At 52.1% G+C, this 22,546-nt stretch carries 25 protein-coding genes and 1 tRNA gene; 13 read left to right on the top strand and 13 right to left on the bottom strand.

Going from position 1 to position 22,546, the window contains the following annotated elements:
• Positions 1-273: 273 nt before the first annotated feature.
• From HX823_RS29495 to HX823_RS29485, 3 genes are all read left to right on the top strand, one after another.
• Entirely contained in the window at positions 274-1,158 is an 885-nt protein-coding gene (locus HX823_RS29495) for an alpha/beta fold hydrolase (RefSeq protein ID WP_177078150.1), read from the top strand.
• A 110-nt stretch (positions 1,159-1,268) separates the two neighbouring features.
• Positions 1,269-1,342, top strand: a tRNA-Gly gene (locus HX823_RS29490).
• A 188-nt stretch (positions 1,343-1,530) separates the two neighbouring features.
• Positions 1,531-2,526, top strand: coding sequence for an integrase arm-type DNA-binding domain-containing protein (locus HX823_RS29485; RefSeq protein WP_256350320.1), 996 nt, complete (start codon positions 1,531-1,533; stop codon positions 2,524-2,526).
• A 549-nt stretch (positions 2,527-3,075) separates the two neighbouring features.
• Here the strand turns inward: HX823_RS29485 and HX823_RS29480 are convergent.
• Entirely contained in the window at positions 3,076-3,867 is a 792-nt protein-coding gene (locus HX823_RS29480) for an HNH endonuclease (RefSeq protein WP_256350319.1), read from the bottom strand.
• Positions 3,868-4,134: 267 nt separating this feature from the next.
• Between HX823_RS29480 and HX823_RS29475 the strand changes: the two genes are divergently transcribed.
• Together HX823_RS29475 and HX823_RS29470 are read left to right on the top strand one after the other, a co-directional pair.
• Positions 4,135-6,507 carry an ATP-binding protein gene (locus HX823_RS29475; protein ID WP_177078148.1) on the top strand — a complete coding sequence of 791 codons (2,373 nt, stop codon included), beginning with the start codon at positions 4,135-4,137 and terminating at the stop codon, positions 6,505-6,507.
• Positions 6,504-7,427 carry a response regulator gene (locus HX823_RS29470; protein WP_177078146.1) on the top strand — a complete coding sequence of 308 codons (924 nt, stop codon included), beginning with the start codon at positions 6,504-6,506 and terminating at the stop codon, positions 7,425-7,427. The genes HX823_RS29475 and HX823_RS29470 overlap by 4 nt, the downstream gene beginning before the upstream one ends.
• Here the strand turns inward: HX823_RS29470 and HX823_RS29465 are convergent.
• The 5 genes from HX823_RS29465 to HX823_RS29445 all read right to left on the bottom strand — a co-directional run bounded on the left by HX823_RS29465 (position 7,360) and on the right by HX823_RS29445 (position 12,300).
• Positions 7,360-8,781 carry a DNA cytosine methyltransferase gene (locus tag HX823_RS29465; protein ID WP_177078144.1) on the bottom strand — a complete coding sequence of 474 codons (1,422 nt, stop codon included), beginning with the start codon at positions 8,779-8,781 and terminating at the stop codon, positions 7,360-7,362. The genes HX823_RS29470 and HX823_RS29465 overlap by 68 nt on opposite strands.
• Positions 8,782-8,900: 119 nt before the next feature.
• Positions 8,901-9,839 (bottom strand): thymidylate synthase, encoded by a 939-nt coding sequence (locus HX823_RS29460; protein ID WP_177078142.1) that lies wholly within the window; start codon positions 9,837-9,839, stop codon positions 8,901-8,903.
• Positions 9,840-10,715, bottom strand: a complete 876-nt coding sequence (locus HX823_RS29455) for a hypothetical protein (RefSeq protein WP_177078141.1) — start codon at positions 10,713-10,715, stop codon at positions 9,840-9,842. It lies immediately after the preceding gene.
• A gap of 929 nt (positions 10,716-11,644) precedes the next feature.
• The gene (locus HX823_RS29450; RefSeq protein WP_017529609.1) at positions 11,645-11,959 is read right to left on the bottom strand and encodes a DNA-binding transcriptional regulator; all 315 of its coding nucleotides are present in this window, start codon (positions 11,957-11,959) and stop codon (positions 11,645-11,647) included.
• Positions 11,956-12,300: a toxin gene (locus HX823_RS29445; RefSeq protein WP_177078169.1), complete on the bottom strand. Its 345-nt coding sequence runs from the start codon at positions 12,298-12,300 to the stop codon at positions 11,956-11,958. Before HX823_RS29445 ends, HX823_RS29450 begins: the two co-directional genes overlap by 4 nt.
• 382 nt (positions 12,301-12,682) lie before the next feature.
• Between HX823_RS29445 and HX823_RS29440 the strand changes: the two genes are divergently transcribed.
• Both HX823_RS29440 and HX823_RS29435 read left to right on the top strand, forming a co-directional pair.
• Positions 12,683-13,207 carry a DUF3833 domain-containing protein gene (locus HX823_RS29440; RefSeq protein ID WP_038842360.1) on the top strand — a complete coding sequence of 175 codons (525 nt, stop codon included), beginning with the start codon at positions 12,683-12,685 and terminating at the stop codon, positions 13,205-13,207.
• 23 nt (positions 13,208-13,230) lie between these two features.
• Positions 13,231-13,536, top strand: a complete 306-nt coding sequence (locus tag HX823_RS29435; RefSeq protein WP_028619324.1) for a DUF6482 family protein — start codon at positions 13,231-13,233, stop codon at positions 13,534-13,536.
• A gap of 78 nt (positions 13,537-13,614) precedes the next feature.
• On the opposite strand, the gene HX823_RS29430 is transcribed toward HX823_RS29435, so the two are convergent.
• From HX823_RS29430 to HX823_RS29420, 3 genes are all read right to left on the bottom strand, one after another.
• Positions 13,615-13,854, bottom strand: a complete 240-nt coding sequence (locus tag HX823_RS29430; protein ID WP_033902672.1) for a DUF6124 family protein — start codon at positions 13,852-13,854, stop codon at positions 13,615-13,617.
• A gap of 322 nt (positions 13,855-14,176) precedes the next feature.
• Positions 14,177-15,343, bottom strand: coding sequence for an MFS transporter (locus tag HX823_RS29425; RefSeq protein WP_177078139.1), 1,167 nt, complete (start codon positions 15,341-15,343; stop codon positions 14,177-14,179).
• Positions 15,340-16,503: an MFS transporter gene (locus tag HX823_RS29420; RefSeq protein WP_177078137.1), complete on the bottom strand. Its 1,164-nt coding sequence runs from the start codon at positions 16,501-16,503 to the stop codon at positions 15,340-15,342. Before HX823_RS29420 ends, HX823_RS29425 begins: the two co-directional genes overlap by 4 nt.
• Before the next feature lie 95 nt (positions 16,504-16,598).
• Here HX823_RS29420 and HX823_RS29415 point away from each other — a divergent pair, with 95 nt between their 5' ends.
• The 4 genes from HX823_RS29415 (at position 16,599) to HX823_RS29400 (ending at position 19,143) form a co-directional block, all read left to right on the top strand.
• The gene (locus HX823_RS29415) at positions 16,599-17,483 is read left to right on the top strand and encodes a LysR family transcriptional regulator (RefSeq protein WP_177078135.1); all 885 of its coding nucleotides are present in this window, start codon (positions 16,599-16,601) and stop codon (positions 17,481-17,483) included.
• A 136-nt stretch (positions 17,484-17,619) separates the two neighbouring features.
• The gene (locus tag HX823_RS29410; RefSeq protein ID WP_177078132.1) at positions 17,620-18,030 is read left to right on the top strand and encodes a type II toxin-antitoxin system HicB family antitoxin; all 411 of its coding nucleotides are present in this window, start codon (positions 17,620-17,622) and stop codon (positions 18,028-18,030) included.
• A gap of 104 nt (positions 18,031-18,134) precedes the next feature.
• A complete protein-coding gene (locus tag HX823_RS29405; RefSeq protein WP_177078130.1) occupies positions 18,135-18,635 on the top strand; it encodes a methylated-DNA--[protein]-cysteine S-methyltransferase in 501 nt (166 codons plus the stop codon).
• A gap of 82 nt (positions 18,636-18,717) precedes the next feature.
• Positions 18,718-19,143 carry a low affinity iron permease family protein gene (locus HX823_RS29400; protein ID WP_038842343.1) on the top strand — a complete coding sequence of 142 codons (426 nt, stop codon included), beginning with the start codon at positions 18,718-18,720 and terminating at the stop codon, positions 19,141-19,143.
• Positions 19,144-19,197: 54 nt separating this feature from the next.
• Here the strand turns inward: HX823_RS29400 and HX823_RS29395 are convergent, their stop codons facing one another.
• The 3 genes from HX823_RS29395 to fos form a co-directional block, all read right to left on the bottom strand.
• Complete coding sequence (locus tag HX823_RS29395; protein ID WP_016975135.1) at positions 19,198-19,725, bottom strand: DUF4142 domain-containing protein; 528 nt, start codon at positions 19,723-19,725, stop codon at positions 19,198-19,200.
• Between the two features lie 119 nt (positions 19,726-19,844).
• Complete coding sequence (locus HX823_RS29390; RefSeq protein ID WP_177078128.1) at positions 19,845-20,486, bottom strand: LysE family translocator; 642 nt, start codon at positions 20,484-20,486, stop codon at positions 19,845-19,847.
• 54 nt (positions 20,487-20,540) lie between these two features.
• Positions 20,541-20,951 carry a fosfomycin resistance glutathione transferase gene (gene fos, locus HX823_RS29385; protein ID WP_177078126.1) on the bottom strand — a complete coding sequence of 137 codons (411 nt, stop codon included), beginning with the start codon at positions 20,949-20,951 and terminating at the stop codon, positions 20,541-20,543.
• Positions 20,952-21,055: 104 nt separating this feature from the next.
• Here fos and HX823_RS29380 point away from each other — a divergent pair, with 104 nt between their 5' ends.
• Together HX823_RS29380 and HX823_RS29375 are read left to right on the top strand one after the other, a co-directional pair.
• A complete protein-coding gene (locus HX823_RS29380; RefSeq protein ID WP_133074346.1) occupies positions 21,056-21,295 on the top strand; it encodes a CopG family ribbon-helix-helix protein in 240 nt (79 codons plus the stop codon).
• Positions 21,285-21,569, top strand: coding sequence for a type II toxin-antitoxin system RelE/ParE family toxin (locus tag HX823_RS29375; protein ID WP_025855368.1), 285 nt, complete (start codon positions 21,285-21,287; stop codon positions 21,567-21,569). Before HX823_RS29380 ends, HX823_RS29375 begins: the two co-directional genes overlap by 11 nt.
• A 7-nt stretch (positions 21,570-21,576) precedes the next feature.
• Here HX823_RS29375 and HX823_RS29370 read toward each other — a convergent pair whose 3' ends face one another.
• On the bottom strand, positions 21,577-22,494 hold the full coding sequence (locus HX823_RS29370) for a LysR family transcriptional regulator (protein ID WP_038842334.1): 918 nt from the start codon (positions 22,492-22,494) through the stop codon (positions 21,577-21,579).
• Between the last annotated feature and the right edge of the window lie 52 nt (positions 22,495-22,546).

The following is a 22,546-nucleotide window of genomic DNA, read 5'->3' as shown; positions in this document are numbered from 1 at the left end:
CCTGTCGCCTTGCGGGGTCGCACCTCTGCTGCTTGAATCAGGATCACCAGTTTAAATATGACTGGCGAGTCGCCTATAACCTCCAAGAAACACCTTGCCCCGCCCGCGCTTGATCTACGGGCCTCTCAGGCAAACAGCCCGCCATAACAACAGCCGTCGGCCAGCCGTGATCGGACCGACATGGGCCCTCCTTTTCCAGGCGTATGCCTACCTGTCACAAAGCTCGTGCAGAGTGATCTGCGCGCTCTACCCGCTTGCCAGGAGTCTTACGACATGAGGCCAGAAATCGCTGTGCTGGATATACAGGGTCAGTATCGGGTTTACACGGAGTTCTATCGCGCGGACGCTGCTGCAAAGACCATCATCCTGGTCAACGGCTCCATGGCCACCACGGCATCCTTCGCCCAAACCGTGAAAAGCCTGTACCCGCAATTCAATGTGGTTTTGTACGACCAGCCCTACGCTGGCCGCTCCAAAATCCACAACCGCCACGAGCAAATGCTGACGAAGGAAGTCGAAGGCCAGCTTCTGCTGGAACTCATCGATCACTTCGCCGCCGAACACGTACTGTCCTTTTCCTGGGGCGGTGCCGCTGCCCTGGTCGCCCTCGCCCACCGCCCTCGTCGCGTGGAAAAGGCCGTGATCAGCTCGTTCTCGCCGGTGATCAACGCCCCGATGCGCGACTACTTGGAACGCGGCGTCGACTACCTCGGCAACCTCGACCGCGACCGCGTCGGCCACCTCGTCAACAGCACCATCGGCAAACACCTGCCGTCACTGTTCAAGCGCTTCAACTACAAGCACGTGAGCAGCCTGGCCGAGCATGAGTATGGGCAGATGCACTTTCACATCAGCCATGTGCTGAACAGCGATCGTCTGTGCTACCTCAAGGCGGCCAAGCAGATCGACGTTCCAGTGTTGTTCCTCAACGGTGAATGGGACGAATACACCAGCGCCCAGGATGCCAAGCTGTTTGGCCAGCATGTGGCCAACAGCAGCTTCAGCACGATTCAGGCGACGGGGCATTTCCTGGACATGGAGCACAAGGCGGCGTGCCGGGACAGCCGGGAGGCGGTGGTGGGCTTCTTGAAACCGGAGCGGCAAGTCAGCCGCTTGCGCTATCACCAGGGTCAGGCACAGCATGCCTTTGCCATTTGAACGCTTGTGGGGGAGCTGGCTTGCCTGCTCCCACAAGCACGTAACCCACACATTTTTGAAGAAAAACTTCAAATCCCCGCGAACATCTGGTACAAAGTCAGCCGCTCTGAGCGGGTATAGTTTAATGGTAGAACAGTAGCTTCCCAAGCTTCCGACGAGGGTTCGATTCCCTCTACCCGCTCCACTTCTGCTTTTCCCTCGTTGTTGCGCATCATCCCCCACGTTTCCACATCAGCGACCAGCCCAGTCAATTCGGGGCTTTCAGCGATTCCACACGTTCCCTCGCACTCCGCCGTTTGTCTTCTCAGTCTGGAATTTTTTGTATAGCGGTTTGTATAGTGGAGTTAGATCGAACCACGCTATACAAACGCCATGAAACGTATTGATATCAAGCGCCTGCCCTTGGCCGATACGGTGTTGGCTGCATTGGAGCCTGAGGCGAAGGACTACTACCAAAACTACGGGGCTGACCGCCTCTACTTCCTTGTGACCAGTGCGGGTCGTAAGCGCTGGGTGCTGCGGTACAAAAAGCCCAATGGGAAATGGGGCTGGCATGGGTTGGGCACCTATCCTGATGTCAGCGCCAAGTACGCCCGAGAAAAAGCACGTGCGGCGTTGAAGCTTAATGCTGATGGCGTCGACCCCATTACGCATAAAGCTGCACTGAAAGCGGCACAGGCCGTCGCTGAGGCCAATACGTTCAAAGTGGCGGCTGATTTGTGGCTGGAAAAGAAAATCAAAGATGGTCGGGCTGAGAAAACCCTCAAGGGGATTGGCGGCGCCCTGAAGAACGACATCCTCCCTGCCCTTGGGCATAAACCTCTCGATCACATCACCCGTGGCGATTGCGCCAACCTGCAGGCACGCATCGAGAAACGTGGGGCGCAAAACACTTCGGAAAAGGTGCGGGTGTGGGTGAATCAGATATTTGCGCTGGCCATCGCTAAGGGCATGACTGAAAACAATCCTGCCAGCAATCTGCTCGCGATTGCTGAGAAGGCGCCGCCGGAGAACCAGTATCCGCATTTGTTGGAGGAGGAGTTGCCGGACTTTCTCAAGGCACTGCGGGAGTCGGAAAGCGGTGTGATTGTGAAAACGGCGGCTTGGTTGACCGTGTGGACCGCGTCACGGCCAGGGATGGTGCGCTGGGCGGAATGGGCGGAGTTCGATTTGGAGAACGGGTTGTGGAGCGTTCCTGGGGCGAAGATGAAAATGAAGCGGGATCATCTGGTGCCACTGCCTACTCAGGCGGTTGAAATGATCAGGGAGCTGCAAAAGCGGACGGGTTGTTCGCGGTATCTGTTTCCGTCTAGTGGGAAAAGGTGCCGGTTATCTCTGATGGGTCGATCAATAAGTGCTTTGCGTTGATTGGCTATAAGGGGCGTATGACTGGGCATGGGAGCCGGCATACGTGCGACACGTTGCTCTCGGAGCATGGTTGGCCGGAGGATTGGCGGGATATGCACCTGGCGCATAAGAAGCCGGGGTTGAAGGGGGTGTATGACAAGGCGGTTTTTCTGGCGCAGCGGCAGAGAATGGTACAGTGGTATGTGGATTATCTTGGGGCGCTGGAGAATCGAAATATCACTGAGCACCATATTGAATTGCGAACCAGAATAACTACTTCCTGACTGCGCTAAACATTCAGAGCAGAAAATACGATGCCTTTAATGAAGCAGCCCTGCAAAATTAAACACCCACACAAGTAGCTCATGGTTTTTCTTTAGCCTTTCAATCAGATTTCGAATTAGAACCTGAAATTTCAAAAGAGGACTAGCACTGCCTCACAAAAAAAACATGAGCGCTTAAAAGCCAAGTCGTTCATCACCGCAAAAGCCGAGTCATTTATATGTGCTCTCTGAAAAAATAATAGTTTGCTTAAATCAGCCACTTAAAAACTGTGCTCCATTGAAACACTCAGAGATGATTATTGAACTCATCATAAAGCGCTCGAACCTGTTGGACAGTGAGCCATTTCTTTCTCGAATGAATGACTCTATGACAGTTCGCACAAACCAGCGCCAGATCTGACAATTTCGTTTTCTCACCAGGCCTAAGTGTATGAACTGGTTTAATATGATGAACATCGATAATACCTTGTGCCCCTGGCCCATAATGCTCTGAAAAGTTAAAATCACATGCCTCGCATCTGAGCTGGCCATACCTCCTCTGCATATCTTTCTTTTTTGCTTCGACGAGAGAACGTTTACGCTCACGAATTCGATGCAGGACGGTTAACAATTTTCCTTCCTCTGCATCTTGAACCCAAAACTCATCTACGGCCTCAAGCTCAAGAAACCTGACGATCTGCCCGCCCTCGACAGCTCTTCGAATAGCAAACACCGCTCCCGCCAGTTTGTCGGGATGATTAGCAAACGCACTCCACACCTCCCCCTCATCTTTATTTCCCTTAGCAAGCCCTGTTCTCCCGTCCTTTACGTATTCCGGATCCCACCTACGGAAATTACCGAGCTTCATATGGACGCCATTCGCGTTTCGGAACGTGCCACTTTCGCCGAAGCTCAGTAGTCCTCCTAAACGACCCAATAGGTTTGAAAGCTCCAACACGTGCGGATGATCCTTTGAAGGCAAGGCAGTGCGGTACCGTAGATAAAGATCCAGAGCAAGGATCAGCTCATCTCGGCTCCATGCAGGGTTAGATTGACGCTTTGGCATCAAAAACGCCGAGCTGTCCTTAGGTATTTCCATACACGCTACCTTTTCAAACAGGTGGTTAGCGTACTATGGTGTCGTTTTGCCAACCTCCCCGCAACGGCTTTTTGCCAACAACCCAGCAGTCTCTACAAAACCACGAGGGACCCTTCCCTCAAGAACTGGCAGATTCATTCATAAAAATCTTCTCATGGCCAATAATCTAGGTTAATTTGAGCTCACACCAATAACCTTTGTCGCCATTAACCCGTCTCAGATGGAGTTAAGGCTAAAAACAGAAAATAGTTCGGAGTAATAATTAGGATGGTTATTGCTAACAACAAGGCTCTGCATTTTGACGTGAGCAGCGGGTTAAAAAGCGTATTAGGCAGCGATCTCATTACAGACGACGAGGTCGCAATATTCGAACTTGTTAAAAACTCTTTTGACGCAGATGCAAAGTTAGTTAGTATCTACTTCGACACTGACCGTATAATAATTTCAGATAATGGCCAGGGAATGTCTTACGATGATATTAGGTCAAAATGGTTATTTGTAGCTTATTCATCAAAAAGAACAAAAAATCGAAACATGGACTTTCGAAACGATATTGCAGATCGGCGTAGCTATGCCGGCAGTAAAGGTATTGGTAGATTTTCATCAGATAGACTAGGAACCATAGTCAAACTACAAACCCGACCCAAATCAGAAAAGGGTAAGGGAGTACATACAATTACTGTTGACTGGACCCTTTTTGACAAAAATCACCGCGAGCATTTCCACAACATCACTGTAGATTATGAATTAAATTCAGCGGGTTTTATTCTGCCTCACGGCACTCCAAAACTCGAACATGGAACCGTAATCTCAATTGAAAACACAAGAATAGTTTGGAACAGAGAGAAAATATTACGACTAAAATCCGCACTTGCCAAACTCATAAATCCTTTTGGCGCAGCTACAGATGGATTTACAATCAAAATTATTGCCCCACACGAAGCAGAGACAGACAAAGAGCACCAAAACCAACTAGACCGAAAAGGAGAAACAGCATCTCACAATTCGCTAGTTAATGGTGATGTAGGTAATTTCATTTTTTCCACGCTGCAGGAAAAAACCACATTTATAGATGTGCAAATTGATCCTTCAGGAAAGTATATAGAAAGCACGCTGATCGACCGTGGAGAGTTAATTTATAAAATTCGCGAACCAAACGAATTTACACTGCTCGAAAATTCTGAGTTTCGTTGCCAGGTTTTCTTTTTAAACCAATCAGCAAAACTTACATTTGCCAAACGAATGGGTGTTCCTTCAGTTCAATTTGGATCTGTATTTTTATTTCGTAATGGATTCAGAGTATTTCCCATTGGGGATGAAGGCGACGACTGGTTTGGCATGGATAGGAGAAAACAACAGGGGTATGCCCGTTTCTTAGGTACTCGTGATGTGATCGGCCGAATTGATGTTTCCGGAGTAGATAGTGACTTCCAGGAGGCATCAAGTCGTAACACTGGTCTAATAGAAACACCTGCTGTCGCAGAGCTGAAAAAGTGTTTCCGCGACTATTGCCAAATACGTTTGGAAAGATACGTAGTTCCCGTTACATTCGTAGATAAAGAAGACAAAAACACAAGCGATGTATCAAGGCTGTTAACTGATCCAGGACGAGCTCGAGTTACAAATGCTGTTGCAAAACTAGTCGATGATAAAAATGTCGAACTTCTCGATTACAGCCGAAGATTGATCGGAATCTTGAGTGAACGATCATCCCAATTCGAAGGCTCCCTAACCAGCCTAAGAGCAATTGCCGAGAAAACCCAAGACAACAACTTACTAAATAAAATTGATGTAGCGGAAAAAAAATTCGAAGAACTTAGAGCGTCTGAAGAACGCGCTCACAAACAAGCCGACGAAGAAAGAAAAGCAAAAGAGGCGGCGCAAGAAAGGGCTAGAAAGGCAGAGTTATTAGTATCCAACTACTCCGAAAAGCTAGTCGAAGAAAAGAAAAGAAACTTATTTTTATCTTCAATCACTACATTAGAAACAGATACTATAATCAACCTTCACCATCAGGTCACTATATACTCGGTGGACATCCAACAGCAGTTGGAAAATTTCCTTGTGAAAATATCAGGAAACGACGTAGTCTCTGTATCGGATGTAATTAATGCAATGGATGGAATCGCCCTTCTTAACAGAAAAATAATGGGCATATCTAAATTCGCGACAAAGGCAAATTTTCGTCTCGAATCTGAAAAAATCGAAGCTGATTTAGGAGAGTACATCGAGCAGTACATAAATGGCGTTGCTAAAGATTTTTTATCAGGCCCAATTAGCATGTCAGTAACTAACGACAGCAAAGGTTTTTTACAAAAATTCAAACCAATTGATATTTCTGTAGTTATAGACAACTTAGTTTCTAATGCCCGCAGAGCCCGAGCTAGCAAAATCACGTTTGAAATAACTCACCCAAGTAAAAATTCAGTCCATATAACTGTTGCGGATAATGGTCGTGGCTTTATTGATAGCATAGATGATCTAGATAGAATTTTCGAAAAAGGCTACACTAAAACAGATGGATCAGGATTGGGTCTATACCATGTTTCTCATGTACTTGGGGAAATGAATGGGACCATTGAAGCTTTGAGTAAAACCGGAACCAAAGGGGCAAGCTTTTTGATAAGGATAGCAAAATGAGACTTGACTTTAACGTGCTATGGGTTGAAGACAATCAAGCAAATGTTCATGCTCAGCGAGACAGAATTCAGGCCCTTATAAGAAAGGAGGGATTCCGTTTACGAGTGAAGTTCGCGTCTTCAGTAGATCAAGCTAAAGAGTTTTTGTCTGACGACATTTATGGAGACCATATTGATCTTATTTTAATGGACTATGATCTAGGCCCAGGAAAAAAAGGCGACGAGGGATTAGCAGAGGTAAGGGAAATCTTTCCCTATAAAGATATTATTTTTTATTCAGGAATGGCTCCAGCAGAGTTAATGAGCAAAGCCACAGCGCTCGATGTCCAGGGAGTATTCGCATCCCACAGAAACGATCTTCCAGATATTGTTGAGGGTGTATTTGAAAATTTAGTACGCAAAGTATTGGATATTGACCACTCCCGAGGCATTGTTATGGGAGCCACTAGTGATATAGACCAAATAGTTAACGACCTGTTAATAGACTTATATGAGCGTTCTGACGCAATTTTTAAAAAAACATCGCTTGCAACCGTAATAGAGCGAGTTGAAGAAAAACAAATTTCTTATCAAGAAACAACAAAGACAATTGTGGCGATAACACATATTCGTGAATTGATGGAGCACCATGGCGTCTATACAAGCGATGATAGATTACGTCTTTTAAAAAAATCTCTTACACAGTTGGATGTACACAAGGCGCACCATCATAAGCTTGAGGGCTACCGCAATGAGGTTATGCCCAAGAGAAATGATTTAGCTCATATTCGTGTTGAAGCAAATGGTTTTTCGAGAAAAATATTTGATCGAAAAGGTATCGAACTTACTAGCAACGATATGAGGGCGTTAAGGGTTAAGCTTCTTGAATATCAAGAATGCTTCGACGAGCTTTTAGCTCTACAGCTTCAGGCACCAAATTAAAATCTCTCTCTGACTCAATCAATCTTGCGATCGTCAAGCCTATGGCTTCGGCCGCAAGTGGTGGAACAGCATTTGCTACCTGAGTGAATCTTGGCACCTCTTTCCGCCTTAGGCTACCACCCGAGGTGTACTTTCCATGAAACGTGAACCAATCCGGAAAACTTTGCAGCCTAGCGTTTTCTCGTACCGTTAGCGTGCGAGGCTCTGAATAGTGAATAAGATCGTCGGGCATACTAGTGATTGTAGGTGATGGGGCGCTCGGATCTAAAACTCTAATAGCACTTTTCTTCAAGCCAAAACTCGCTTTAATTTCTGCAGACAGTGACACATTCAGACGACCATCCGCGTGGCATAACCTTATAATTTTTTCAAATCTGTCTGAAATTTCAGGCCTATGACGGGCTAATCGCGTATCAGAAAGAGGACTAATACCCCCAGCATTCATGAGCTTCTGGTAGCTCGTTAAAGGACCAGAATAAGAAATCTCCATGAAGCCCGCGGTATCGCGGCTGACTGCAACTCCATTCTTTTTAATTTCGAGATCTGAAATAGCTTGCTTCGATGAAACTGGAATTGAACCTATAGTCTTGAGTTTCAGAAACTGAGGACGGTCTTGCTCTATTTCAAAAAACGGATTAAGTGACTCACGCGCAACATTCTTTCTAAAGGCGATTATAAAAAAACGCTGTCTTCGTTGAGGAACACCAAAACTTGAAGTGTCAAGAACCTTCGTTGAAACATTGTAATCAACCGAAAGCGAATTTATTATCTGATTTGCATAATTAGTTTTTACTTCTGGATCGCTAGCATCACTAAAACTCGAGGTGATTCCTCGAACGTTCTCAATAAGCAAGACTTTAGGCTGAAGCACCTTAACAAACTCCAGATAGGCCTCAACAAGTTTATTGCGCGGATCACTTATATTTCTTTTTCCCGCACTTGAAAATCCTTGACAAGGGGGACCACCAACCAACATATCAACTTTACCAGCATAACCCTTCAAAAAATCAGTGTTATCTTCTAAAATCGAATACACACTATGCGCAGTTTTAGGAAGCGATGCCGGCCAAGAAAACTTATTACCCGACTCCTTTTCAATTAAGTTATTATTTAATGTTTCAAAAGCATATTTATCATGCTCAATAGCAAAAAGCCCATCCCAGCCGGCCTGCATTAAACCGAGGCTTAATCCACCACAACCAGCAAAAATATCGACGAAGGTAGGCTTCTTTTGAATTTCTTGAGTTTTACTGCTTTTTGCGCTGAATAGTTTAGGCACTTGCTTTTCCCCGACACCAATTTTAACAGTATATCGCCTTCTAAAAACTAATTCCAGGGCGTATAACGCACCCAAGCGCTCCTCTACCGTGACATTATCAATACTAAGGTAACGCTAAACAAAGACTCAAATCAGCTCACAGACAATAAATAACACAACGTCGATTACGGGCCACATTATAAACTGAAAAAGCCTCACCCAAACCGGAGATCAAAAAGTTCATTAATCATAGGATTTTTTATTTTGCACGACTGCCTCACACCGCCATTCATCCCCTCCCACTTCTTAATCACAGAGAGCATGATCTCCCAGTAATCATTTAACGCACTATCAAACTCGAAGGTTTTATTTAAAACAACTAAACGCTCACGCTCCAAAAATGTTGGCAATCCTGATAAATCCTTCATTGCAGGCATCGGTTGAAAGACTGTCAATTCAGATTCAATTATTGTGCTCGCCCGCTCTATATCTTTGGAATACAGATGTATAGAGTTTACAAAGTGATGATATTTACCAATCTTTACATTTAAAGTTAGAGCCATCATTTCTTGAAGCATCGTAAATAAAAACACGTCATATGACATGCCAAGCATTACATCATTACTCCTCATCGTACATACAGCGTCCAAAAAACTATTTCTTATAAAAAACTGCAGGCTAACTGCACAGGCAATATCACTCTCTATGTCAGCGGCATCAGAGTCATCGTCAGAAAAATTAAATATAGCTCTTCTGCTGTCAGGATCACGCTTCAAAACATTACATGTACGGTCCCATTGACTAATTGAGTTTTCCCCCGCACCAAATATCTTGGCACCATAGCAACTTCCTGCAGCAATAGATTTTTTATTTAAAGTTTTCCATTTAGAGGCATAATACGCAATTTCATCAACATACACCCCCCCCCTTGCATGCCAGCAAAACTCACCAATGGCGTAGACAATACTCCAACGCCGCTCAGGTATGCTTATATATCGCCTACGAGGATCAAGAATAGTAAAACCAAATGCGTTAAGCTCTAAGGTTTCTATTCCGCGAGGGCGACATCGAACTCCATCTGCCAGCAACTTACTTATAGAGAATTTAAACGCGTCATCCAAAGATAAAAAAGAGTTTAATCCATCAGTGGCCACTTACTTGCTCCTCACTATGTCTTTCTCCATGATGCCGCTTGCTGGAAGAGACAATGCTTTCTCCAGCCCCTCAATTCTTAACAAGGCAAGACTTAACATTTCACTATTCTTTTCTGCTGTCTTGTTGATAGATTCTTTCAACTTTAAATCTTGAACCAGATCAGAGTTTTTCCGCTCTAAACTTACAACCCTACTCATCACCTCCTCCATCTTCTTATTTTCAAGCTGCTCAACTTGCGGTTTAAACTGATAACCTACGGCCCACATATTCATGAAATTCAGTGCAAATGTTAAAAGCGTTACAAATACAGCACCTGTTGAGATCCATAATATCGCTGAGTTCTTCGCCTTGCTCAGCATTTCTCCTGCTGCTTTATCTACTGTTTCAGATATATTCAAGAACGACCCACCTAGGGCGCCATCAACTTGATCGACAACATTTCTCAATACGTCAGAATGACTTAGCGCCCCCCCCATTGCCGCATGACAATTCGAATCCACATCATGAAAAACTATTCGACTATATACATCCCCCGCCCTCAATCTAACAGCCCCTTTACCGAAGTTTATCAGCGCGCTTTGTAAAGGACCACTAAACCCAGGATCGACTATTCCGATATTCAAAGCCAGGACGCCGTCATTGCACAATTTTGTTTTTACAAAAACAAACCCCATAACATTCAAAGGTACAGTAACAATTTCTGTTGAAACAACCTTTACTATTCCCTGAGGCTTTAGTAAAAACTCCTCAACGAGACGTCCTTCAGAGTCAACAAGCTTATCAATACGCAGTTCATAACTAGCCTCACGCTCAGATGAGGGAACAGAACCCGTTATTATACGTTTACCTTTAATACTTCCCTTACTCAGCAACATAAAAACTCCTTGAGCGACTATAAAACCACAAACTTAGCTTATACCACAAAATCTAAATCAGCAACAAAATACAAAGAACACCTAACATTAACACCTATAAATCAGCGCATCTTTGCGCGCGCGTATTAAGATGCTGAAAAAAGCCACAACAAATACAAAATTCGCTTTGCGCACATTTAAAATGTTAACTTTCCGCGCGCCCACTCATAACTAATCAGGCTTCAATCTGTTTATTTATTGATTATCTAGCTTCAGAGAATCAGCATGGATCATCCATGACTTATAGATACTTCGTATAAACGCTCTCTTACAATTTCGAGTTGCTCACCCCGCCTTCAAACGGTACTCTTTTAGCGTCACTTACATACTGTGACCGGGTGTCAGAACCCGCAAATTCACGAAGGCGCGAAAAGCGCCATAGCTGCAACGGCGCTTTTGCGTCTGCTGCTGCATTACTATGGCGGACCGCGCGAGGCAGGCTTCGGCCTGGCCGGTGTTCCTTCGTGTACCGGTTTCTGACCCTCGCGCGGTCTGCCACCCTGACTGTGTCAGAACGGCAGGTGGTGGTTCCTTAATCTCACGAAGGAGCTAAGGAGAATGGCTTATCCCCCTTTCACGCAAGGGCACCGCCCATTACGTCCAATCGATACTTCGTTACACATATCGGAATCTTCCGTCAGCTTATTGAGCCGACTGAAATCCCCACCCGCACGCGTTAAAAACCGCCACCCGCAACGGGAGGTTCGCGCATGAACAACAACGACGTTGTTGAAACAGAGGAGCATCAGCTAGCAGTCACATTCAGAGGAGCCAGAGGCTTGGATCAACCTGTTTCGAGCCTTGAGACGCTTGCGTCAGCGCTGCCCTCTACACCTGAGCAAGACTAATGCAGTCAGCCCGGCACCAAGCCGGGCTTTGAACCGATCAGCTCAAACAGCGTTCAGTCGCTCAACCATATCCGGGAAGCGCTCAACCAGCTTAATCAACAGCGCCGCCTGAGCATTGGGCTTGGACTTCGATTGCTCCCAGTTTTTCAGCGTGTCAGGACTGGTCCTGATCTGCCGGGCGAATACTGGCTGTGACATGTGCAGCTTTTCACGGATAGAAATGATTTCAGCAGCCGTCACTTCTGGGGGCGCAAGGGCCTCCACTTCGTACTGACGAAGCGTAATCTTCCCCTGCCGGTGTTCAGCCATCTCGCCAACACCTTGCATCAGTTCTGCAAACAGATCGCGCTTTTTCATTTTCCACCTCGTTTTTTCAACTCTGCATCAATCGCAACTTTCAGTGCTTTCTCCTGATCAGCGGTCAGGTTCGCCATTTCATCCTTGTCGTAGATCGCAAACATCCAAAACTGACCGTCATTCATCAGCCAGTAGTAAATGACACGCAGCCCACCGCGCTTTCCCTTGCCTCGGCGAACGTCCTGCCAGCGGAGCTTTCTGAAACCTCCGGTACGTGGCATCACATCGCCTGCTTCAGGATTCGCCTGCATTTCGGTCTGAAGCTGCCGATACTCATCGTCAGTCAGGTAGTCACCAACAGTGGCGGTGAAGCTTGTGGTTTCGAAGAAGACCGTTTTCATAGGAAAAATATACGCAAGTTGCTTACACTTAAAATAACTCATCCAAGGGCCGCCGTCACCCCCAGCGCGCTGCGTCGTCACAGGCGGTGCGGGACCAGTCGATCCGGAAAATTCTCGTATAGCGGCTTGTATAGCGAACCAAAAAAAGCCCTGAAACCCGCGCACCAAGTGGCCCATTCGACCCCTCTACCCGCTCCACTCAAATTCTCGTTTCGCGTCAGGCTGTGTTTGACGGGGGATGCCTAAAAAACCGGTCCTGTGTGACCGGTTTTTTTATGGCCGCGATTTGACGCATCATTCATCGGTCGGGAATACCTGTACAAATCTATATTCTTGTACAAGTATTCGTCGAACGTACTGACGCACAATCACGGAGCCGACCATGACACGACTACTGGTTTCATGGGTATTGATGTTGAGTTTGAGCAGTTGCGCCAACGTAGGCGTCGAGCGCTACGTTGATCAGCAGCCGCATCTGGACCTGGAGCGTTTCTTCAGCAAGCCCGTCAAGGCCTGGGGCATTTTCCAGAAGCGTTCCGGTGAGGTCACCAAGCGCTTTGAAGTGGCTATCGCCAGCCGGCGCGAGGGCAACGCCTTGATTCTCGACGAGCGTTTTCTGTATAGCGACGGCACGCGTCAACAACGTGTGTGGACGCTGACACCGGATGGCCCGGGGCGCTGGAAGGGCCGGGCGGGTGATGTGGTCGGCGAGGCAATCGGCGAAGTGGCGGGTAACGCGCTGCGTTGGCGCTACAGGCTCAACCTGCCGGTGGACGGTTCGGTCTACGAGGTGAGCTTTGATGACTGGATGTATCTGATGGACGAGGACACCTTGATCAACCGCTCCAGCATGACCAAGTTCGGCGTCGAATGGGGCCAAGTCACGCTGTTCTTTCGTCGCCAATGAATGACCCGCAGTGAGGGTGAAACATGAACCTGCAAATGCTGACTGAGTTGGCCATGAACGGTGAAGTTCGCGAGCTGGAGTTGCTGTCGCTGGAGGGTGGCTTCTATATCGCGCGCGTCAGGCTGGATAACGCGGAGATGACACTGCAGGGCGATGACGCCCAGCCGCTGCGCATCGGCTCCACCACGCATTTGCGCAGCCTGTTGCAACGGGTTCCACCTTTCCCTTGTGTACTGGTTCAGCACTGCGTGCACGATGAAATGTGCGGTGTGCGGGAAGGACCGATTGGCGCATTGCGCATTCCGTTTACGCTGGCCTCGTCCCTGTAAGATTTGGAATTCGTTGGCTCCCCTCCCCCGTGGTATGGGCGGCCTGGGAAGGCAAGCCTATTCAGTGCGCCAAACGAGCTAGGCGGCTTGATCCACGCGGTCCTGCGCCGCTTCCACCAGCATCAGCCCCAACTCGATCATTTGCTGAATCGCAAGGGCCAGGTAGCGCTGTTGGGAAGGCAGGGTTTCGGCGAACTCACTGGTCATGGCTCCCGCGCCGGCGATGGTTTCGTAGGCGTTGGCGAGCAGTGCTTCGGTGTTGGCTTCGGGACGGACGCTGAACAGTTTTACGGATGGATTACATGAGTCATTACACATCTGTTGATCCTCGGTAAGGACCACCACCCAAAGGGTTAGGGTGGCAGCTGTACGCAGGTTAGTAGACCGGAAATTTCCTCGAAAACCGGCGCGCCCGAAGACGCCCTGCGCACAGCTACCAATAGATTCAGGCACTGAAATGCCTGACTGCAAGGACAGCCATACGCCGAGGAAATTTTTTATCGGGCTACTAAACCCGACCGCTGATAGGCAGCGGCAGACGAACCTTAAAGAGGTCGCCCAAGACGCACAACTCGGACGATTCTGATGGTTGTGTAGGCAATGCCGCAAGTTTCAGGAGCACACCCCGATCCTGCATTTATCACTCATCGATCATCCCCCGCCGCACCACCCACGCCAACGGCAACGTCACCAACAACACCCCCGCCAACACCATCACCGCCACCGACACGCCCAACGCATCCCCCACCCCGCCGAACACCACCGGCGCCAGCGCACCACCACCGATGGTGCCGGTGTAGAACAACGCAAACGCCTGCTCCCGCTTCCCAGCGCCCGCCAGATCTGGCACGGCGCCATACAGCACCGAAGACGTACCGTTGAGCACCAGGCCCAATAACGGCAGCATCGCCATCAACCCGGCCAGCGGCACATACACGGCGGCAACGATCAGCAACACGGTGCTGGTTTCCGTTAGCCACACGGTTTTCATCATGCCGATGCGCGCCCCCAGGTAACCGCAGAGCAATTTGCCGAATGCGCCCCCGATAAACAACAGCGTCAGGGCCAGGCCAATACCGGCAGTGCCCGCGCCTTTGGCTTGCAGCAGAAAGGGCAAGAAGGTGAGAAAGCCCATGCGTACGGCGCTGTCGAGGGTGCCTGTGAGAATCAAGGCGCGCAGGCCGGTGACGGAGCCACTTCCGCTGAAAGGCTTTGCGCTTTTTGTAGAGGTGGATTCGGATACTTTTGCAGGAACCAGCCACCACAGCAACCCCGCCGCTGCCAAGCCGAGCAACCCCAGCAACGTCGCGCTGGCACGCCAGCTGATGACGGTGAGCAGCAACCCGATCAAGCCCGGAATCAGCGTTTTGCCGATGTCGCCGGAAAAGTTGTACTGGGACAGCGCCTGCTTGATTCCGCCACCGCCCTCGTAGGCATCGCTGATCATCGAAGAGGCCAGCGGGTGTTGGGTGCTGGCGCCCCATCCACCTAACAGAAGTGCCAGCAGCAACATCACCCATCCAGTGGCTTGGCCCACCATTAGATAAGCCGCACCGACAAGTGCTGTGCCGCCCACCAGCATCGATAAACGGCCCCAGTGTTTCGCGGCGCGGCTGGCCATGAGTTGGAACACTGCCATCATCCCGGAATAGGCACCGCGTAACAGTCCGATCTGGGCGTAGGACAGCGCAAACTGCGCCTGCCAGATTGGGAGTAGCACGTAGATGACATCGGTAAGGCCATCATGCACGGCATGGGCGCTGCAGCCGGCGATCAAGGTACGGCGGCGGTTTGAGGTGTCGTTCATGGCGTCGCGATCAGTTGAGGTTTAACGGGCTTCCAGCCAGTGAGCGCGATCAACAAGGTCAACACCTGGAAGGCGATAATCAGCACCACACACCCGGCCCAGCCCCAACGCTCCCAGATCAACGCAGGCACAATCGCACCGCAACTGCCGCCCAGGTAGTAACAGGTGAGGTACACGCCCACGGCGCCTGCTTTGTTGTCACCTGCGGTCGCGGTGGTGAATGCGTTGGCCGCCGCCTGGGCCAGGAACACGCCAGTCGAGCTGAGCGCGAGGCCTGCCACGATGCACCCCAAAGAGGGCAACAGCGTCAGCGCGGAGCCGGTAATACCCAGCACCGCAGCCACGCTCAGCAGTTCAGCATGTGGCCGGGCCTTGCTGAGGCGGCCGGCGATGGGGATCACGACGAGCGCCAGCAGGAACACCATGTACAGCGTGCCCAGCGCCGCAGGCCCCAGGCTGAACGGCGGTAATCCGAGATACAAACCTGCGTAGGTAAACGCCGCCACCTGGGAAAACAGCACGCAAAAACCTACCGCGTAAGCGGCCAATAAAGGCTTGCGAAAAACCGCCGAAAACGCAGTTTCAACCCTCACGGAGCGCGCACGGCTGACCGGCAACAGGAACTGGATAAACCCACCCACCATCAGGCTTAACACCGCCAACATCTCAAACGCTTCGCGCCAGCCCACGTACTCTGTCATCACGCCCGTGACGAAGCGCCCGGCAAACCCGCCCAACACCGTCCCGGCCACGTAAAGGCTGGTGACCTCCGTGACCGTGCCGCCACGCCAGCGGTCGCCGATATAAGCCACGCTGGTGGCGAACACCACCGGAATCAGCATGCCCTCCACAAAGCGCCACACCAGCACCTCGGCAAAGCTGTCGGCATAGGCTGTCATCAACGCTGGCACCGCCAGCAACAACGCCGCAGCGCTGATCACCGTGCGTTGCTCAAAGCGCCCGGTCAGCCGGCTGACGAAAGGCGCAGTGATCGCCACCGCCAAGGTCGTCACGGTGATACTCCACCCCGCCGCCTTGGCGCTGATGTGAAACTGCGCGGCGAACGTCTGGAGAATGCTCTGGGTGGCATACAGGTTGAGAAACGCCGCGCAGCCACACAGGAACAGGGCAAGACGGGCACAATGCAGGCGCGGTTTCATGAAACCTCTCGTTTTATTTTGTGAGGTCTTTATAGAATGGCCGGCAGGTCTAAAACCAATACCGATTTCAGACCGATCGATACCCAAGGACCAGGATGCTCGACCTACGCAAGCTGCGTTACTTTCTGACGGTCGCCGAAGAATTGCACTTCGGCCGCGCGGCCATTCGCCTGCACCTGGCGCAGCCGCCGCTGACCCGCCAGATCTCGGCGCTGGAGACCGAGTTGGGCTTCAAGCTGTTCGATCGCACCAGCCGTACGGTCACCCTCACCGCGCAAGGCCGCTCGTTCCTGCCCTATGCCCGTGGTGTGCTGGAGCAGGTTGAGTTGGCGCAAGTGATCGCCGGCAAACTGGCGGCGGGCACTGCGGGGCAACTGACGCTGGGGTATGTGAGTTCGATCGCGCTGTCGGACCTGTTCAGCCAGGCGATCCAGGCGTTTGCCCTGCGTTTTCCCGATGTGCAATTGACCCTGGTGGAATGCGCCTCCGGCAGCCTGGGTGCGCAGGTGGCGGATGGGCGGCTGGATATCGGCTTGAGTCGCCTGTTGCCGCAAGGCGAAGCGGTGCAAGCGCTGTCCCTGGGCGAAGAAAGGCTGGTGGCCGCCGTGTCCAGTGAGAGCCCGTTGGCCCGCCAGGCAAGCGTCAACCTGGCGCAGCTCAGTGCCTACCCGTTGATCCTGTTTCCGGCGGACTATGGATCGGGGCTCAACCAGTCCATCGAGCAGCTTTATCGGCATCACGGCCAGCCTTTGCGCCCAGGCCCGACCGGGCGGCAGATCACGTCGATCATTGCGCTGGTGGCCGCCGGGCAAGGTGTGGCGTTGGTGCCGGCATGTACGCAGAGTTTGATGAATAAAGGTGTGACGTACAGGCCGCTGGCGGAAGTGGATGCGTGTGCGCAACTGTTAGTTCTTACCCGAAAACAAGAACACAACTTATTGATCCAAGCCTTTATGAACGTAATAAATAGAGTGATATAGCCTAGATAGCGTATCAAGGGTTTTGAAAGAGCCCTCGTACGTTCCTTTCGGAAAATTCGTTCAATATGAATGGATGCGGTCGCGTTGATTACAAAGCTTTGGTGGTTATAGTAAGTACCCTTTTGAGGGTTCAATGATGCTTTACCCGATTGCAATTTCAAGCGGCGACGAGGATCACGCCTGGGGCGTAGAAGTGCCGGATATTCCCGGTTGCTACTCCGCCGGTGACGACCTAGACGACGCCATGGACATGGCTCGCGAAGCCATCGAAGGGCACTTCGAGATCCTGGCGGAAGACGGTGCACCGATTCCCAGTGCGCAGAAGGTCACCCTGCATGCCGCAAACCCCCAGTACGCAGGCTGCACCTGGGCCGTGGTGGACATTGATGTCACCAGGTATCTGGGCAAGGCGCAGAAGCTCAACATCACGCTGCCGGGCTACCTGCTGAACCGCATCGATGAATATGTACTGCATCATCCGGAAGAGAAAAGCCGCTCGGGGTTTCTGGCGTCGGCGGCGCTTAAAGTGCTGCAGCAGGAAGGGTAACGGATGGCTCTACTGGCGGCGCTGAATTTGATCGCAAGAAACGTAGTTTGCCGATCAGCGCTCCACTCTAGACTCCCACTACACCCACCTTCAGGAGCCCGCTCATGACCTACGAATACAAACTCATGCCCTCCCCGGTCGGCCAACTTACCCTGGTGGCACGCGACGGCAAACTCAGCGCCATCCTGTGGGAAACCGAACGCGCCAACCGTGTACGCCTGGGTGAATTGTACGAAGCGCCTGAAAACCCGGTGCTGGTGGAAACCCAACGCCAGTTGCAGGAGTATTTCGCCGGCACCCGCAACCATTTCGAGCTGGAACTGGATTTCGCCGGCACTGACTTCCAGAAACAAGTCTGGCAGGCGCTGCTAACGATTCCCTTCGGCGAAACCCGCAGCTACAGCCAGATCGCCCAGCAGATCGGCAACCCGAAAGCCGTACGCGCAGTGGGCGCCGCCAATGGGCGTAACCCCATCTCGATCATTGCGCCGTGTCATCGGGTCATTGGCGCGTCAGGCGGGTTGACCGGCTTTGCGGGAGGCTTGGAGGCCAAGCAGTATTTGCTTGCGCTGGAAGGTACAGGCCAGGCTGAATTGGCGTTCTGAAGGCCCTCAGCAAATGTAAAAAGAAATTTCAAAGAATCCCTGCGGTCCATTATTTCATCACCCCCTTCCAAGGAAAACGGTCATGAAATTCTCCGCAGTCTCCCAATCCCTGTCCCGTTGGGCCGGCAGCCCGCGCACGTTCTACGCGGCGGTGGCGTTGATCCTGGCGTGGAGCCTGAGCGGGCCGTATTTCCACTACAACGATACGTGGCAACTGATCATCAACACCTCGACCACCATCATCACGTTCCTGATGGTGTTCCTGATCCAGAACACGCAAAACCGCGACAACGACATCCTGCATATCAAGATCGATGAACTGCTGCGCGTGTCCAAGGATGCACAGAATGCCGTACTCAGCCTGGATGGCCTGGATCGCAAGGAACTGGAAAAACTGCGCCAGGAATACCGCAGCATCGGCAACACCGGCACGGTGAGCCTGAACAGCAGCTGCGGTCATGCTGCCGACGATGCGGCACCGACCAAAACCGATTTGAACCAGGCATAAAAAACGGCGGTTGGATCTGATCCAACCGCCGTTTTTTTATTTCAGATGACGAACTTAACCGTCGCCTTGATGACCTTTACCGTAAGTCGATGCCAAGGCCCGAGCCTTCTGCAAACGCTCTTCCAGCTTGGGCAGCGTCTCGTCGACCAGCGCTTTTATTTCCGGCACATCCGACGCCGCGCCTTCCTGTTTGAACAGCGCGATGGCGTCTTCATTTTCCTTCACTTGCTGCGCGGTGTAGGCCGCATCAAACGAGTCGCCGTCCTTGAGTTCGGGCATCAGGGTTTCGGCTTTGTCGACGATCTTCTCGCGCGGCGCCACCGGCAGGTCGAGCTTCTTGGCAATGGCCGCCAGGTGCTGGTTGGCCAGGGTGCGCTCGTTGATCACCTCGATGGTGTAGTCCTTGATCTCCTGGGACGAGGTCTTGGCGTGGGCCATGCGACTGGTTTCGATATCGGCCATACCCTTGGCCGAAGCCTGCTCGATGAATTCAGCAGGCGACTGGGCGAAAGCATTGCTGGCGCCGAGGCCCAGCAGCATCGCGAAACTGGCGGTGCGTAACCGGATAGCCATGCGGCTCATGATGGGTTCCTCCAGGCTGAAAATAAGGGCGGGGGAACACACCCCGCCCTCAATTCGAATTTTCAGGGCGGCAAAGGTTTAGAAAAAACTCGCCAGTGCGACGAACGGTCATCGTCAAATCAAGCGGGTTTGCTGCCAAACAGGCCCGGCAACGCGTGCGCCAGGGCATTGATGGCGAAGCCGATAAACATCACACCACAGAGCTTGGTGATCAGGATTTCATGGCGTTGATACACCGTACGCACCCTCTGCGCGCCGACCACGCCGATCAGGATCGCGTAGGCCAGCAGGCCGCCGACGAAGCTCAGGAAGATCAGCGACGGCAGCATCGACCAGGTCAGCAATTCGGCACGGCTGGACAACAACGCCGTAAACGTCGCCACCGCCACCGGGTACGCCTTGGGGTTGGTCAGGCCGAACAGGACGCCGTGCCAGAACGGATGCCGCGCCGCGCCCTGAGGCGCATCACTGCTGCGACGCTGGGTACGGATCGCACGCCAGCCGAGCCAGAACAGGTAAAGGCCGCTGAGCACGCCGAGCACATCAAACGCACTGCTGCCCACTTCCCGCGCGCCGACGATGGCGATCAGCGCCGTGGAGCACCACACCACATCCCCAAGCAGATGCCCGCACAAGAAACCCGCACCGGCCCGACGACCACGGGCGGCACCGATACCAAACACGGCCAACACCCCAGGCCCCGGGGTAATACCGTAGATGAAACCTGAAGCGAGTACGGCGAGCAGCAAGGATGGGGTCATGGGCGCGACTCAAACGGAGGGTTAAGAGGTAAACAGATTCTGCACGTTCCCGTGCTACGGGTAAAACTTCATTCCGGCATAGGGCTTGGCGCGACAGGCTTGCAGCCGTGAGGCCAGGTCACCGACGTGGGCTTCGAGCTTGTGACCATCGGGGTCGAGAAAATAGAACGAGGCACCTTCACTGCGGTTGTCGCGCCATTCTTCTACCTGCGCCGCTCGCAGGCGCTCTACGCACCGGGTGAAATCAGCCGCAGCCACGGTAAACGCGTAATGGGTGTAATCGGTCGCCGGCTTCGAGTCACGCCGTGGATCAAGCGATAAACATAACCAGAGCCCCGGCAGTGAGAGATAGGCGCCGGAGTCCCAAGTGGCGTCCAGGTGAAGTTGCAGCAGCTCATGGTAGAAGCGGATGCTGCGCGGCAAGTCGGTGACGGCCAGGGTCAGGTGGTTGAAGCCTGAGAGCATGAATACTCCTTTTACAATCAGAACGCCCCCTGACGAACGGGGGAAACCAGGGGCACGGTGACAATGTAGTATGTTGCACTACATGTCACTACAACGAGGTCGTCATGTCTGTCATGTCCCTACGTATACCGGAAGATATCGCCGATACGCTTGCCAGTCTCGCCAAGGCCACCGGGCGCAGCAAATCCTTTCTGGCGGTTGACGCATTACGCGAATACCTCACGCGCGAAGCCTGGCAAATTGAGGAAATTCAAAAAGCGCTGAAAGAAGCGGATGCGGGCGATTTCGCTACCGCTGCCGAGGTAGAAGCTGTCGCTGATAAATGGCGCGCCAATGCAGGTTGAGTGGCTGAGGGCAGCCCTCAGGAACCTTGACGATGAAGCCGCTTATATTGCTGAAGAAAATCCAAAAGCGGCCCACGAATTTGTCCAGGCAATCTTGACTGGGCTCCAACAGATTGCTGAATTTCCAGCGATGGGAAAAGAGGGACGCGTGCCAGGGACTCGCGAATGGGTCGTGCCTAGATGGCCCTACATTGTCCCGTATCGCATCCGAGAGGGCCGATTGCAAGTGATGCGGATCTTCCATACCCGGCGCCAGCCACCCGCATCCTGGTGATGAAGGCTCAGATTTGTAACACCCCCTGCACCCGCCCAATCAACCATTGCAACCCCGAATCCCCACCCCGCCGTGCATGCCACGCCAGCTCGAACGCAAACGACGGAATATGAAAGGGCGGTGGTACCGCCAGCAAATGCGCGTGATCAATCTCCAGCAAGCCTCGGGAAGACACGGTCAGGATCAAGTCCGTGCCGCGGATCAACTGCGGCGCCACGCCCCAGTGCGGCAGGCTGATCGCCACATGCCGACGCTCACGAATCGCTGTCAGCGCCCGCTCGATTTCCGGCGTGCCGCTGCCGCGCATTTCCAGCAATACATGGGGACGTGACAGGTAGGTGGGCAGATCCAGTGTGCCGCTTGCCGCAAGGCTGTCGCGGTCCACTAGACAGGTGTAGTGCTCTTCGAACAATGGCGTAGTCCGCAGTTCGGCGGGCATGTCGGGGAACACGCCCGCCGCCAGGTCGATATCGCCATTGAGCACCCCGTCCACCATGCCCTCACGGCTGGCCTGGATGATTTGCAGGTCGATACCCGGCGCTTCGCGGCGCAGCACTCGCACCAGGTCGGGTAGGAAAATCGCCGCGCTGTAGTCAGACATCGCCACGCGAAACCTACGCTTGGCCGACGCCGGGTCAAAGCGATTCGGCGCCAGCAAGGCCTGCACCTGGGCCAGGGCTTCGGCCAGTGGCGCGGCCAACTCCAGCGCGCGGGCAGTTGGCACCAGGCTGCCACCTTGGCGCACCAGCAGCGCATCACCGAGCAGGTCACGCAAACGCGCCAGCGCATGGCTGACTGCCGGCTGACTCAGGTGCAAACGCTCAGCCGCACGGGTGACGTGTTGCTCGCTGAGCAAGGCGTCGAGGATCACCAGCAGGTTGAGGTCGATGCGGCGCAGATCATTCATCAGCTGCATGCTCGGCATAAGAACTTGGAATTTAAATTTGCGTGACGAATAGCCTAGAGTCCAGCAAAAC

It is taken from the genome of Pseudomonas sp. P7759, assembly GCF_013386445.1.
Lineage (GTDB): Bacteria > Pseudomonadota > Gammaproteobacteria > Pseudomonadales > Pseudomonadaceae > Aquipseudomonas > Aquipseudomonas azotoformans_A.
This window is presented reverse-complemented; position numbering and strand designations above follow the sequence as displayed.

Coding starts and splice junctions, on each gene's coding strand:
- HX823_RS29435 (WP_028619324.1), top strand. CDS start 13,231: ATGAACCTGCAAATGCTGACTGAGTTGGCCATGAACGGTGAAGTTCGC.
- HX823_RS29380 (WP_133074346.1), top strand. CDS start 21,056: ATGTCTGTCATGTCCCTACGTATACCGGAAGATATCGCCGATACGCTT.
- HX823_RS29475 (WP_177078148.1), top strand. CDS start 4,135: ATGGTTATTGCTAACAACAAGGCTCTGCATTTTGACGTGAGCAGCGGG.
- HX823_RS29485 (WP_256350320.1), top strand. CDS start 1,531: ATGAAACGTATTGATATCAAGCGCCTGCCCTTGGCCGATACGGTGTTG.
- HX823_RS29495 (WP_177078150.1), top strand. CDS start 274: ATGAGGCCAGAAATCGCTGTGCTGGATATACAGGGTCAGTATCGGGTT.
- HX823_RS29410 (WP_177078132.1), top strand. CDS start 17,620: ATGCTTTACCCGATTGCAATTTCAAGCGGCGACGAGGATCACGCCTGG.
- fos (WP_177078126.1), bottom strand. CDS start 20,951: ATGCTCTCAGGCTTCAACCACCTGACCCTGGCCGTCACCGACTTGCCG.
- HX823_RS29480 (WP_256350319.1), bottom strand. CDS start 3,867: ATGGAAATACCTAAGGACAGCTCGGCGTTTTTGATGCCAAAGCGTCAA.
- HX823_RS29415 (WP_177078135.1), top strand. CDS start 16,599: ATGCTCGACCTACGCAAGCTGCGTTACTTTCTGACGGTCGCCGAAGAA.
- HX823_RS29375 (WP_025855368.1), top strand. CDS start 21,285: ATGCAGGTTGAGTGGCTGAGGGCAGCCCTCAGGAACCTTGACGATGAA.
- HX823_RS29450 (WP_017529609.1), bottom strand. CDS start 11,959: ATGAAAAAGCGCGATCTGTTTGCAGAACTGATGCAAGGTGTTGGCGAG.
- HX823_RS29395 (WP_016975135.1), bottom strand. CDS start 19,725: ATGAGCCGCATGGCTATCCGGTTACGCACCGCCAGTTTCGCGATGCTG.
- HX823_RS29445 (WP_177078169.1), bottom strand. CDS start 12,300: ATGAAAACGGTCTTCTTCGAAACCACAAGCTTCACCGCCACTGTTGGT.
- HX823_RS29400 (WP_038842343.1), top strand. CDS start 18,718: ATGAAATTCTCCGCAGTCTCCCAATCCCTGTCCCGTTGGGCCGGCAGC.
- HX823_RS29370 (WP_038842334.1), bottom strand. CDS start 22,494: ATGCCGAGCATGCAGCTGATGAATGATCTGCGCCGCATCGACCTCAAC.
- HX823_RS29390 (WP_177078128.1), bottom strand. CDS start 20,486: ATGACCCCATCCTTGCTGCTCGCCGTACTCGCTTCAGGTTTCATCTAC.
- HX823_RS29430 (WP_033902672.1), bottom strand. CDS start 13,854: ATGTGTAATGACTCATGTAATCCATCCGTAAAACTGTTCAGCGTCCGT.
- HX823_RS29455 (WP_177078141.1), bottom strand. CDS start 10,715: ATGTTGCTGAGTAAGGGAAGTATTAAAGGTAAACGTATAATAACGGGT.
- HX823_RS29420 (WP_177078137.1), bottom strand. CDS start 16,503: ATGAAACCGCGCCTGCATTGTGCCCGTCTTGCCCTGTTCCTGTGTGGC.
- HX823_RS29470 (WP_177078146.1), top strand. CDS start 6,504: ATGAGACTTGACTTTAACGTGCTATGGGTTGAAGACAATCAAGCAAAT.
- HX823_RS29440 (WP_038842360.1), top strand. CDS start 12,683: ATGACACGACTACTGGTTTCATGGGTATTGATGTTGAGTTTGAGCAGT.
- HX823_RS29405 (WP_177078130.1), top strand. CDS start 18,135: ATGACCTACGAATACAAACTCATGCCCTCCCCGGTCGGCCAACTTACC.
- HX823_RS29425 (WP_177078139.1), bottom strand. CDS start 15,343: ATGAACGACACCTCAAACCGCCGCCGTACCTTGATCGCCGGCTGCAGC.